General features: G+C 40.4%; 11 protein-coding genes and 1 riboswitch. Of the genes, 7 read left to right on the top strand and 4 right to left on the bottom strand.

The annotated features are described in order from the left end of the window. From AC4PL9_RS14390 to AC4PL9_RS14375, 4 genes are all read right to left on the bottom strand, one after another. Positions 1 to 1,381, bottom strand: a 1,381-nt coding sequence (locus AC4PL9_RS14390; protein ID WP_491605446.1) for a SprB repeat-containing protein, incomplete at its 3' end; no start/stop codon positions are given. A 4-nt stretch (positions 1,382 to 1,385) separates the two neighbouring features. Beyond that, positions 1,386 to 2,357, bottom strand: coding sequence for a methionyl-tRNA formyltransferase (locus AC4PL9_RS14385; RefSeq protein ID WP_491605445.1), 972 nt, complete (start codon positions 2,355 to 2,357; stop codon positions 1,386 to 1,388). Beyond that, positions 2,348 to 3,487, bottom strand: a complete 1,140-nt coding sequence (locus AC4PL9_RS14380) for an ABC transporter substrate-binding protein (RefSeq protein ID WP_491605444.1) — start codon at positions 3,485 to 3,487, stop codon at positions 2,348 to 2,350. The genes AC4PL9_RS14385 and AC4PL9_RS14380 overlap by 10 nt, the downstream gene beginning before the upstream one ends. Before the next feature lie 53 nt (positions 3,488 to 3,540). Next, positions 3,541 to 4,095, bottom strand: coding sequence for a phage tail protein (locus tag AC4PL9_RS14375; RefSeq protein ID WP_491605443.1), 555 nt, complete (start codon positions 4,093 to 4,095; stop codon positions 3,541 to 3,543). A gap of 153 nt (positions 4,096 to 4,248) precedes the next feature. Between AC4PL9_RS14375 and AC4PL9_RS14370 the strand changes: the two genes are divergently transcribed. From AC4PL9_RS14370 to AC4PL9_RS14340, 7 genes are all read left to right on the top strand, one after another. Next, a complete protein-coding gene (locus AC4PL9_RS14370; protein ID WP_491605442.1) occupies positions 4,249 to 4,791 on the top strand; it encodes an AAA family ATPase in 543 nt (180 codons plus the stop codon). Beyond that, the gene (locus AC4PL9_RS14365) at positions 4,788 to 5,588 is read left to right on the top strand and encodes a Rossmann-fold NAD(P)-binding domain-containing protein (RefSeq protein WP_491605441.1); all 801 of its coding nucleotides are present in this window, start codon (positions 4,788 to 4,790) and stop codon (positions 5,586 to 5,588) included. Before AC4PL9_RS14370 ends, AC4PL9_RS14365 begins: the two co-directional genes overlap by 4 nt. Before the next feature lie 72 nt (positions 5,589 to 5,660). Beyond that, a complete protein-coding gene (gene hemH, locus AC4PL9_RS14360; protein WP_491605440.1) occupies positions 5,661 to 6,683 on the top strand; it encodes a ferrochelatase in 1,023 nt (340 codons plus the stop codon). A 224-nt stretch (positions 6,684 to 6,907) separates the two neighbouring features. Next, a riboswitch (TPP riboswitch) is annotated at positions 6,908 to 7,006 on the top strand. 63 nt (positions 7,007 to 7,069) lie between these two features. Beyond that, complete coding sequence (locus tag AC4PL9_RS14355) at positions 7,070 to 9,487, top strand: TonB-dependent receptor (protein WP_491605439.1); 2,418 nt, start codon at positions 7,070 to 7,072, stop codon at positions 9,485 to 9,487. A 57-nt stretch (positions 9,488 to 9,544) separates the two neighbouring features. Further along, positions 9,545 to 10,615: a DUF6687 family protein gene (locus AC4PL9_RS14350; RefSeq protein ID WP_491605438.1), complete on the top strand. Its 1,071-nt coding sequence runs from the start codon at positions 9,545 to 9,547 to the stop codon at positions 10,613 to 10,615. A gap of 94 nt (positions 10,616 to 10,709) precedes the next feature. Continuing rightward, positions 10,710 to 11,720 carry a FecCD family ABC transporter permease gene (locus AC4PL9_RS14345; RefSeq protein ID WP_491605447.1) on the top strand — a complete coding sequence of 337 codons (1,011 nt, stop codon included), beginning with the start codon at positions 10,710 to 10,712 and terminating at the stop codon, positions 11,718 to 11,720. Next, positions 11,717 to 12,418 carry an ABC transporter ATP-binding protein gene (locus AC4PL9_RS14340; protein ID WP_491605437.1) on the top strand — a complete coding sequence of 234 codons (702 nt, stop codon included), beginning with the start codon at positions 11,717 to 11,719 and terminating at the stop codon, positions 12,416 to 12,418. The genes AC4PL9_RS14345 and AC4PL9_RS14340 overlap by 4 nt, the downstream gene beginning before the upstream one ends. The last annotated feature ends 54 nt before the right edge of the window (positions 12,419 to 12,472 follow it).

The raw sequence follows: 12,472 nt of genomic DNA, 5'->3' as shown, positions 1-12,472 counted from the left end.
TTGCTCCTGCCGCAAGATCGGTAACCGAAGCTGTTCCTTCACCATTTGGTGTTCCAGTCCAGTCGTATGAGTAATTAGTTGTTCCACCTGAAACAGCCACAGAAGCAGCACCATTTGAGCCTCCGTTACAAGAAACATTTGTTTGTGAGTTAGCTGTTGCTGTAAGAACAGTTGGTTGATCAATTGTATAACTACGAGTAGCTGTACAACCAATATTATCAGTTACTGTTACCGTATATGATCCGGCAGCAAGACCAGTTGCTAAACTTCCGGTTCCTCCGGATGGCGACCAGTTATATGAATAAGGAGTTGCTCCTCCTGATGCTGATACTGCAGCTGCTCCATCAGCTACTCCATTACAGGTTACATCAGTTTTTGAACCTGAAGTAACAATGTTAGAGATGTATAGAGTTGCTCCATTTGAATTAGTTGAGCAGGCAGCAGTTCCGTTTATGGCTACACAACGATATATGTATTCATCCATTGCAGCCGTTGCACCTGTAATTGTCAATGTGGTAGTGGTCGCACCAGAATAAACTCCTCCATCCGATATATCCGAAAATCCACTTCCCGTATCCACCTGCCATTGGTAGGCTGTAGCACCTGTAGCACTAATTCCGAAAGTGGTATTCCCGCCAGAACAGATAAAACGGTTTGAAGAGTTAGCTGTTATCACTGGAGGAACACAAGCATCTGCAAGTAGTCGGAAATTGTCAAAGGCCATTTCTTCATTGTTTCCATTTGAAGAACAGCGTATTCTTAAGGTTAGTGTTGTCCCCGTACCTGCAATTGATTTAGTGAATGTTGTGAAATTCGTAGTAAGTAATGCTCCGTTTCCTATACCATCACCATTAGTGTCTTCTGCAAGAGATTTGTTATTGATTCCACTTGCGGTATTGTTGTTGGCAAAAAAGTTAAAAAGAGGCTGATAAGCACCACCATCAATAGTGTATTCTACAATCATATAATCACTATGAGAAGCTCCTAAAGCCATGTTTTCAAATGCAGCGCCTTGATTATTAGCTGCGAAGAGACCTTTAAAAGTCAACCCTGTTTTTCCACTGATGTCAATACTGGAAAAGACAATATTCTGTTCTTCGTTACCTGGTCCAAAAAGACCCCCATGATTTTCTCCGGCCCAAAAAGTGGTGCCACTTTGACCGACATAGGAGCCAAAAGATACGTCGATTTGGCTATTGGTTGCTCTTTTGAAATAAAAGGTTGAAGGGTCACCTAAACCTATATTATTCGAGGGGGTTCTCACTCCGGAAGTCGGAGACCCTGTGTCCTCAAAGTCATCTGACCAAAATTGAGTTTGTCCGAACAATGATCCGGACATAAGTAAACTCAGTAAAAAGAGTTTTGTACGATTTTTTTTCATGATGTTACCTTGTTAAGTTATTAAAAAGTAATGTGTTAGCTGGGTTTTTTCCGCTAATGTGGCGCGAAGATAGGAAGAATTCGTCAGCAGAACAAAAACCTTTGTCGATTTGTAACACATTTATAGCGATGCAGGTATTTTCCATACAGGAGACAATAAGTCTTCTTTTCTCGTCCAATCCAAGACATTGTCCGGGGAGCACTTCGTGCTTTAGATCTGTTGTGTTGGCACTGAGCAGACGCACGGGGCGATTTTCCAGAATGGCCTCTACTCCTGTATTCCAGGGATTGCATGCGCGTATAAGGGCTTCAATTTCCTGTGCAGACATTTGATTCCATCTGATTTGTGTATCCTCTTTCTCCGGATACTCAAAGTAACGGGCCTCTTTCTCGTGTTGAGGGAATGAAGGAATCCGGCTTCCAAACTGTATCATTTGTGCCATGTTTTTTGCTGCATATCCGCAAACTTCAGAGAGTTTTAAGGCTAGTGATCCGAATGTGTCATTGCTTTTTATCGGAATTCGTTCTTCAAAAATGATAGGGCCTTCATCAAAGTTTTCAGACATATAATGTACAGTCATAGCCGTGTATTCTTTTCCATATCGCAATACTTCAAATATGGGCATTGGTCCCCTGAATTCAGGTAAGGGACCGGTGTGGAAATTTATAAAAGCATTTTCTTTATATTCTAATGCTTTTCGGTCTACACGAAAGGGAAAACAAATAGAGAAGATATAGTCCGGTTGCAGTTTATCCAACCAGCTTCGTAATTCACTTACCTTATCTTTAGAGGGAAAATGATTAAACTGTATTTGTGCGCGTTCGCATTCGTCATGTATTAGAGAAACAAAAGACGAGTCAGCATCACCAACACCAATTCCACAAAGCATCTTCTCAATACCAAGGATTTGGATAGCCGGAATAGCAAACTTACCGTTGCATAGAATTGCTATTTTAGGAATTTTATCTAATTGCATACATAACTGTTTTGCCAACCGGATACACTATTTTCAAGTTCTAATTTTATCATTTCAGAAAACGCTGGTTGGGTTTCAAGGGTGCCGGATATGAGCAGCTCACAATTGTTTTGGTCATTTTTTACAATGTTAGCAGTATAGAGAGATCCGTAGGAAGTATTTGTTTCCGGATCAAATTCTACTTTTCCTCTTGGAGTTTCTATAGATGAACTTGTCAGGGCCGCAACCGTCTTTTTTCCTTCTCCAGAGCGATGAATTTGTTTCAGGAGATTAATTAATATACCTGTTTCCCAGCCAAGTAGTGAGAATAGATTTATTTTATAGCTATTCTGTTTCATGGTTTCAATAAACTCAAGATTGCTGTCATAAGTTAAGTTCTTCGACCAGGCAGCAATTCCCTTTACTGTCCCGCCAGGGTAGGGCGCAGATAAAAGCATTGTTTCTTCGAGAGAAAAAGGAGGTAGATAAATAGATTCTTTTCTGTCGGGAAACTTTACTTGCATTTCCTGAAAGAACCATTGTAAAAAATCTCCTGAGAAGATAGCGACTAACGCTTTGTTTGTATTTGAATCCAAATAAGGTTTCAAATCTCTCATTGAAAACTCTTCCCGTATATAACCGGTAGCAACATTATGGTTTAATTGAATACCGGCCTTTTCGAGTCCTTTTGCAAGGGCAAAAGTCTGAAGATATCCTCCGTCATAATATCCTGTGGAAAAAGCTGCTTCCCGAATACCATCCTTTTTCATAAGCTCCCCTAAACAAAAAGCACCAAGGGCATTATTAAGAGAATGGTAAACAATGTTTTCGGATTTTGGCCATTCCTGTGGTAGATTGGCTCCCGGGTCCAGTACAACAAGTACACGATTGGTAGATGCGAAAAGAGGGCGTAGTAACTGAGCGGAACTATGACTGATATAGGCGAAAATTATATCAGTATCGTGTTGCATGATTAATTGTTCTGCAGCTCTGTATACAACCTGCTTTTCTGCTCCGAAACCAATATTTTCGGTATAGATTTCAATTTGTTCATTGCTGTCGGCAATGAGTTTAGCCTTTACACCGTTAAAAATGTCAAAACTTATAGAGGTGTAAAAGGTGGAGCGAGGTAATAATAATCCTATTTTCATAATTGATATAAAGAAAAACAGGGGAATTTCTTCCCCTGCTAATTCATTTACTTTTATTGTCTACTGGGAAAAATTCCTACAGTGGCTATGCAATAATTCATAACCAACAGTGGTTGGACAATGGAGATCGGAATAGACCCTCCTGAAATTCCGGTTTGACCGGATACATGTAAAGGTCCCATACTAGCTCCCGGAGATGCTACCGCAGCATAAAAATCTGTAGAGGTAGCAGCCATGTAATTTCCGATAGGAGTAGCATCTTCTCCTAATCCGCTAAATGCAGGCATAGAGATGTTTAGACCAACTGCAGAGTGCGTGTGAGCAGGCATGTTTGAACTCAAAATAGTTGTTTGAGTCGAACCTTGTATTTCTCCCATTTCATAGTCAGGAAGACCGGGTCCCTGTCCTTGTCCAATAGGAACGCGTCCACGAAGATCCGGAAGACCAAATGTTTGTACACCGTTTCCTCCATAGGTCGTACCCAAAAGCGAGAAAAGAGCCGTGTTGTTTGAAATTGGAAGTAATTGTCCAGCACAAAACTGGTAACCGCGCGGTGCAAAGTTAAACCCAAATAGTTTAACTTCACCGATAAATGGTTCTGTTGACATAAATGTAGATTTTAAAATGTTAGTTACGAGTGCAAGTAAGAGAAATTTTTTGAGATACACAATTACAGAACTGTTTTTTTTCGAAAACGGAATTATTTGTATGTTTTTATCATTTGATTGAGAATAATACCTTTGCAAAACAGAAATGAAACAATGACAAAGCGTATCGTAATAACAGGTGGAGGAGGAACAGGAAAATCTACTATTATAGAAGAGTTGTTACAGAGAGGATACTGTGCGTATAGAGAAGTAGCACGCGAAGTAATTCGAAAAAGTCTGGAAGATGAATGTGATGATCTTCCCTGGAAGGATGTCACCGGGTTCTCCTATAAAGTTCAACAGGGGATGCTACTTGATTACAAAGAAACGGAGAGTATAGAACTGTGTTTTTTTGATCGTTGTCTTTTGGATGTAAAGGCATATCTGGAGTTGGAAGGATTACCCGTTTATGAAGAATTGAATAACGATATTGCATCTTATTCGTACTTTCCGCTAGTGTTTGTTTTGCCTCCCTGGCGCGAAATTTTCGAGAATGACGAGGAGCGTATGGAAGAGTTTGATCATTCTGTAAAAGCATATAATCAGCTAAAAGAAACCTATTCTGAACATGGGTATGAACTGATTGATGTCCCTTTTGGTTCAGCAAGAGATCGGGTGGATTTTATTGTTAATCACGTAGAAGCCATCTTAAAATGAAAGCCGTTTTGATTTTGGGATGTGGCTGGTTAGGCGCTCCTCTGGGGAGGCAGCTTGTCAGAAATGGATATAAAGTTATAGGGTCGGTAAGGCGTAAAAGTCAGTTCTCTTTGCTTGAAGATAAAGGGATTGTTCCGTTGATCTTGGAAGTGGGAGCTCCTTTGCTCGAAAGTTCTGATCGAAAATTGAAAAGTATTAATCCTGAAGTATTGGTAATCGCCTACCCTTTGAAGGCAAAAACGATGAGCGGAACAGCCTATGAAGAACATATACAATGGATTTCGGATAATGTTAATTTTCAATCGCTACAACAAGTTGTATTAACGTCTTCCACTTCTGTTTATCCGGATGGAAGGGGAATGATGGATGAAACAAATGAGTACACACCAGAGGGCAGTGGCCTGATTCAGCTAAATTATGAAGAGGGGTTGCGAAAGCTTTTCGGTAAAAAACTGGTTGTTTTAAGATTGGCTGGGTTAATTGGAGGAGATCGGCAGCCGGGACGTTTTTTAGCTGGAAAGAAAAGGCTGCCTAATGCACATTCTCCGGTAAACCTTGTAAATCGTGAGGATGTGCTGACTGCTTTTCAGAAAGTTATAGATGAAGGGTTGAACAATGAAGTATTTAATATTTGCTCCAACGAACATCCTTCCAGAAAGGTGTATTATACCAAACAGGCAGAGGTCCTTGGGTTGGAGGCTCCTGAATTTTCTGATGTTCAGGTAGAGAACCCCAAAATAATAGAGAACCGAAAAGTTAAGGAGCAATTAGGGATAGATTTTAGAAATTTGGAATAGAATTTAAGGAATCTACGTTTTTGCTAAACCAAAAGGACTTCTCTTTGTTGTTTCCTTAGTATTTTTGTGATTATGAAAAGAACAGGTGTGCTTTTGATTCAGTTGGGAACTCCGGATAGCCCCAAAGTGAGTGATGTACGGAGGTATTTACGTGAGTTTTTAAATGACCCGCGGGTTATAGACATTCCCTGGCTGCCCCGAAAGCTACTTGTTAATGGTATCATTGTTCCGTTTCGGGCCCCAAAATCGGCAAAAATTTATCAGGAGTTATGGGAATTGGGAGAAGGTATTTCTCCACTGATTACCCATACCGATAACTTGTGTAAAGCACTGGAAAAACGTTTTGAAGGAGAGCAGGTCACTTTTGAAGTAGCCATGCGTTACCAGAATCCATCTATGGATAAGGTGCTTGAGAAAATGCGGAAAGCAAATTACGATCGTATTGTTATTTTACCTTTGTTTCCACAATATGCGAGTGCGACTTCCGGTTCAGCTGTTGAAAAAGCTATGCGGATTATCCGGAAATGGTGGGTAATTCCGGAGGTGAAAATTGTCGGGCAGTTTTGGGATAATGAAGGGTACATCGCTTCTATTGTCGAACGGGCAAAATCATTTAATCTGGAAGATTATGATCACATCTTATTTTCGTACCATGGCTTGCCTGAACGTCAGGTGGATAAGGTGTATGAGGATACGGATTTGTGTGAAGACCAGCCCTGTGAGACAGAAATCAATCAGAAAAATAAGTTTTGTTATAAGGCAACAAGTTATGCTACCACACGACTAATTGCTGAAAAGCTGGGAATCCCAGAAGAAAGATATACTGTCTGCTTCCAGTCGCGATTGGATAAAAAATGGTTGCGTCCTTTTTCCGATGATGTAGTGGAAGAATGGGCTAAAAAAGGAGCTAGAAAATTACTGGTTTTTAGTCCTGCTTTTGTTGCAGACTGTTTGGAAACACTAATCGAAATAGGAGACGAATACCAGGAAATTTTTGAAGAACACGGAGGTGAAAAGGTACAACTGGTTCCAAGTTCCAATGATCATCCACGTTTTATAGACGGTTTAGAGAAGATTGTTCGGGAACAACTCTGATAAATAGTAGTTTTTTAAAGATAGGTTCTGGATATTTTTTGACTTAATAAGTTCTGTCAATTTGAGGCGCTGTAGCGGTGATGACCTCGAATTGTATCGATCTATATATTGAGGAATGATGGTAACAATAATACAATCAGTGTCTTGAAGGCTTCTTGTAACCTGTTCAGATAAAGAATGCGTATTTCCTCTTTGATAAATCCGAATGCTTGTTATACCTTTGCGGCGTCTCTAAGGGGTGTCTGTCTGTTGACGGGCTGAGATTATACCCATTGAACCTGATCCGGATCATGCCGGCGAAGGGAAATGAGTGACAATTTTATCATTTTAATTTTTTACTAATTCCCAAGAATTAGCCCCTTGTTCTTGTTAAATGTTTTTTAAACATGAAGACAAGTATTTTTGCTTTTATTGGGATGGCAATGATGGCCATTCCCATTCATCTCAAAGCGCAACATTCCATCAAAGGAAAGGTTCAGAATGAAGAAGGAGAACCGCTTACCGGAGCGCAAGTTGGAATCAAAGAATCCTTTTTAGGAACACACACCGGTTCTTCCGGAGATTTCGAAATTCAGGGACTCTCGAATGGAACGTATGTCGTTCAGGCACGTTTTCTGGGATATCAGGATTTTGAGAAAACAATCGAAATCAAGGATGGGAATCAGGAAATAACCATTTCTCTCCAACCGACGTCTTTTATGACCGGGGATGTAATTGTTGAAGCGGTTCGTGCCAACGAGCGAACTCCGACAACCTATAATGAAATCAGTAAAGAAGATTTGGATAAAAGTAATTTTGGACAGGATTTACCATATCTTTTGGATGAAACACCGTCTACAGTTGTTACTTCCGATGCAGGTGCGGGAGTTGGTTACACAGGAGTCCGGATTCGTGGTACAGATCCAACCCGAACCAATGTCACCATTAATGGTATTCCTGTCAATGATGCTGAGTCACATGGTGTATTTTGGGTGAATATGCCGGATTTCGCTTCTTCTGTAGATAATCTGCAGGTGCAAAGAGGGGTGGGTACTTCAACGAACGGAGCTGCTGCTTTCGGAGCAAGTATCAATCTTCAGACGAATGAATTGAATGAGAAAGCATATGCAGAACTGGATAATGCGTATGGGTCGTTTAATACCTGGAGACATACGATTAAAGCAGGTACAGGGTTAATTAATAACAAATTCAGTATGGACGCACGTCTGTCCAAGATTTCCTCTGACGGATATATCGACCGGGCTTCCTCTGACCTGAAATCGTTTTATGTGTCAGGAGCGTGGCACGGGAAGAAATCGAATCTGCGTTTCAATATCTTTGGCGGAAAGGAAATAACATATCAGGCGTGGAACGGTGTTTTTCAGGGCGACCTGAATGATCATCGTCGTATGAACTCTGCTGGTGCTTACATTGATGAAAATGGTGAACAAAAATACTATGACAATGAAGTAGATCATTACCAACAAACCCATTATCAGCTTCACTTCTCACACCGTTTCTCCAACAAGTTAAATTTGAATGTGTCGGGTCATTATACCAGAGGGAAAGGATACTATGAGCAATTCAGAAGAGATGACGATTTTGACACGTATGGATTACAGCCGGTTATTGTTGCAGGTGATACGGTTGTGAATACAGATCTGATCCGTCGCCGTTGGTTGGATAACCATTTCTACGGAGGTGTTTTCTCACTGAACTACACGAATCAAAAAGGGTTTAACCTTGTTTGGGGTGGAGGAGCGAACCAATATATTGGGGATCACTTTGGAGAAATTATCTGGGCACGTTATGCTTCACAGAGCGATATCCGTGATAGATACTATGATAACCTTGCTGTAAAATCGGAAGCGAATTCATATTTGAAAGCTACCTACCAATGGAAGAAATTAATTGCCTTTGCCGATATACAGTATCGTTTTGTTGATTTTCGATTTGAAGGGAACGCTGTGATTAATGAAGAAATGACGCTGACGGACCAAGTGGTAAATTATCACTTTCTGAATCCGAAAGCAGGTTTGATGTATGATTTCAATGAAAAGCATAACCTGTATCTTTCGTATGCCATGTCGAATCGGGAGCCGGTGCGTAAGGACTTTACAGAGAGTACCCCGGATAGTCGTCCGAATCCGGAGCAATTGCATAATATTGAGTTCGGTTATCGTATGCGTTACAAAAAGTTGATGTTGAATATCAACGAATATTTCATGTACTATAAAGATCAGTTGGTACTTACCGGTCAGATCAATGATGTGGGAGGATATACACGTTCAAACGTCGATAAAAGTTATCGTTTGGGAACGGAAATTGAACTGGGGTACAAACCGATCAAATATCTTCATTTCACAGCTAATGCGGCATTCAGTCTCAATAAAATTGCTGAATTTACGGAGTATATAGACAATTATGATGACGGAACGCAGGAAGTGATCACACACAAAAATACAGACATCGCTTTTTCTCCGAATGTTATTGCCGGAGCACGAATTTCTGTTCTACCTGTAGATGATTTAGAGATCTCGTTTATTAACAAATATGTAGGTCGTCAGTTTTTGGACAATACATCTAATGCAGACCGACAGTTGGACGGATACTTTGTAACGAACTTCCGTGTAAACTATACATTGAGAGATGTATTCTTTAAAGAAATGACATTTGGATTTATGGTGAACAACATTTTCAATAATCTCTATGAGAATAACGGGTATACCTTCAGCTATATATATGGTGGAGAACGAACAACGGAAAATTATTATTATCCACAGGCAGGAACACACTTTCTGTTCCATATTCGTCTGAGATTGTAAAAGAGTACTTTTTGGGGAGGCATGAAAATGTCTCCCTTTTTTGAAAATAACAGAAATATGAAAAGATTTATTCCTTTCAATGACATAGGTAATCATTCTGAAGTTGTTGGTGTGGATTGTTTTCATCCGAAAGCATTTTGTCTTTCCCATTGGAGAGGCGCAAATATTCACTCTGACTTACAGGCAGACACAAGTACTGAAATTGTAATCAATGCTGTAGAGCAGAATATTCCCGAGTTGTCATTTCCTGTGGTTACCAATAATCATTTTGATATCGATGGGTTTATGGGGGTGTGGTGCTTTATGTATCCGGAAATGGTAAAAACGTTTGGAAAAGTGTTCAAACAAATGGCACTCATTGGAGATTTTCGGGAGTACAATCCTCATCTTCCTGAGTCAGATTTAGCCCTTAAACTGGTTTGTTGGATTAATAAAAAGGAAAAAGAACTGTTTTATGCTCCTTTTGGTGCTCAGTTTACCGAGCAAAAAGAGGTACAGATGTGTGTAGATAAGTACGATTGGTTTTTAGAGAATCTTGGAGATGTGCTTGTCAACCCCGAAGCTTATCAGGCAGATTGGGAAGAAGAGTACAGCCGGGTCAGGGAAGATTATCGGTTGATTGGAGATCAGGGCAATCGAGAGTGGATTGAGGATGTCCGTATTCAGATTGTTCATGCGCCTCGTCCTGTCCATTATTATGCTTTGTATGCTCATTCGGAAATTGCAGATATGGTACTTAGTATCTATCCGGATAACTGCTATGAGTTAGAGTATAAGTATACGACCTGGATTGACACCGCTACGCGCAAGAGCTTTCCCAGAATCCAACCCGAGGATTTGATGGATCGTTTGAACAAGTTAGAGAAATCAGGAAATATATGGCAGTCACAAAAGTTTACAGATACGGCACCTATTATTAGTCTGAACAGTAACTCGTTTACTAAAGAACAACGATTTGATCATCCTTTTACACGTAATGTACAGAGCTCATCTATCTCAGTAAAGGACTTTGTTGCTTTTGTAACAGGGTTTTACAGAGAAAGGTTAGAAAGTGCGCCTCAAAAGTCTATGTATACATGGGAGGAAATGAGAGCCTACAACCGGGATGTAAAAGAGCGGGTGGTATAAAACGAGAATAGACCTGTACTATTCGGTAATTGTAAATTCGGCAACTGGAAATTTGTGTAGTTTTGTCGTGATACATAATTTATAGGTAAACGTCATTATTTCAAGAAAAGACATAGTAGTAGTTGGGGGGATTGTTTTTCTTCTTATTGTATTTTTTGGATTGAACCTCTTCTCGGGTGATGCTAATATTCCTTTACAGGAAGCCTGGTCGTTGCTGTGGGGAGGTGTTGTAGAAAATACGTCCTGGAGCTACATTATGGAAGAGCGATTATTGCGGACCATAAACGCTGCATTAAGCGGAGGAGCACTGGCTTTTTCAGGGTTAGTACTTCAATCTTTCTTCCGAAACCCCCTTGCCGGACCTGGTGTTCTGGGGGTGTCAAGTGGTGCATCCGTCGGTGTGGCTGCCGGGATTCTGGCTACAGGATTTGTAGCTGAATGGACAGGTTTGTTTTCGCAATATGCATTAGGAGCGATTGGTGCTTTTAGTGTTTTAGTAGTCCTGATTATTCTCAATAAATGGATCAAAGGTGTAACACTTCTTGTGATTGGTCTGATGATTAGTTTTTTTGCTTCTTCCTTTGTCAATCTATTGTTGAATCTGGCCAACGATGCACAAACGAGGCGTTATGTTGAGTGGGGGTTTGGAAGTTTTTCTTCCGTTTCTCATGATACATTCGGATGGTATGCCCTGGTGTTGATAGGTGTTATTCTTTTCGGTATTTTCTATTTCCCGAAATTATTGAATGCATGGGTGTATGGAGAACAACAGGTTATCGCTTCCGGATTTTCCCTTTCCAAAGGTCGACTCATGATTGTTTTGACATTGGGTATTCTTATTACTCTGGTTACTTTACAGTGTGGGCCTGTTAGTTTTATCGGAATTGCTGTTCCTCAGTTGATCCGACTCCTTTTTAAGAGTGTGCACCATCTTGTTCTGTTAATTGCTTCGTTTGTTGGCGGTGCGTTAATAGCTGTACTGGCAGACTTTATCTTGCGAAATGCCGGTTTGCCATTACCTCTAAATGCTATTACTGCACTGTTCGGTGCTCCCGTAATTATTTTTGTGATCATTCGTTCTTCAAAAAAGCAAATAGGGATATGATGAAACTGGATGATATTCGGGTAGCTATTGGTGGTAAGGAGCTGTTTCGCGTTTCTGAATTTCTGCTCGAAAAAGGAACTATGACAGCTTTGTTGGGAAAGAACGGATCAGGCAAATCTACTTTTTTAAGGGGGCTTTGTGGGTTTACACAAGATATTACAGGTAACATTGACTTTTTTGGTTGCAAAATGCAATTCGGAAAATCGTTTCGTCCGTTTTCAGGAATGGTATACGTTCCGGTAAAGCAACCCGTATTTGGTAGAGTGACTTTGTTAGATGTTATTCTTTCGGGAAGATCTTCTACGCGAAACTTTTTGGACATTCCTTCGCAGGAAGAAAAACAGGAGGCGCTCAGGGTTCTTGAAATATTTCACCTACAGGAGTTTGCAACGTCCGTTTTTACCGAATTAAGTGACGGAGAACAAAAAATGGGGCTTGTTGCCCGGGCAATTTTTCAGAATGCAGAGGTAATTTTGTTAGATGAACCGGAGGCTTTTCTGGATGTAGGAAACCGATCACGTATGTTTAAAGAACTCAGGAAACTAGCTGATGGCGGTAAGATTATCTTGTTGAGTACCCATCAACCAAATTTAGCAACACGCTATTGCGACAAGGTAGTATACATTCATCAGAAAAAGCTGCATTGTATCCCAGCTACCGAATGCTCAGAAGAGTTGGTAGAAGAAATGTTCGGATAATTATGGATTTTCTCTCAGCCAGATTTGCCTGCTTAAAGTACGGTTATTGCGGAA

The sequence above is a fragment of the Wandonia sp. genome (genome assembly GCF_984588085.1).
Note: the sequence above shows the minus strand (reverse complement) of the source record. Positions and strands in the feature narration are given on the sequence as shown.

Excerpts from the sequence above, each read along its gene's own strand:
- AC4PL9_RS14385 (WP_491605445.1), bottom strand. The coding sequence starts at position 2,357 with ATGCAATTAGATAAAATTCCTAAAATAGCAATTCTATGCAACGGTAAG.
- AC4PL9_RS14380 (WP_491605444.1), bottom strand. The coding sequence starts at position 3,487 with ATGAAAATAGGATTATTATTACCTCGCTCCACCTTTTACACCTCTATA.
- AC4PL9_RS14375 (WP_491605443.1), bottom strand. The coding sequence starts at position 4,095 with ATGTCAACAGAACCATTTATCGGTGAAGTTAAACTATTTGGGTTTAAC.
- AC4PL9_RS14370 (WP_491605442.1), top strand. The coding sequence starts at position 4,249 with ATGACAAAGCGTATCGTAATAACAGGTGGAGGAGGAACAGGAAAATCT.
- AC4PL9_RS14365 (WP_491605441.1), top strand. The coding sequence starts at position 4,788 with ATGAAAGCCGTTTTGATTTTGGGATGTGGCTGGTTAGGCGCTCCTCTG.
- hemH (WP_491605440.1), top strand. The coding sequence starts at position 5,661 with ATGAAAAGAACAGGTGTGCTTTTGATTCAGTTGGGAACTCCGGATAGC.
- AC4PL9_RS14355 (WP_491605439.1), top strand. The coding sequence starts at position 7,070 with ATGAAGACAAGTATTTTTGCTTTTATTGGGATGGCAATGATGGCCATT.
- AC4PL9_RS14350 (WP_491605438.1), top strand. The coding sequence starts at position 9,545 with ATGAAAAGATTTATTCCTTTCAATGACATAGGTAATCATTCTGAAGTT.
- AC4PL9_RS14340 (WP_491605437.1), top strand. The coding sequence starts at position 11,717 with ATGATGAAACTGGATGATATTCGGGTAGCTATTGGTGGTAAGGAGCTG.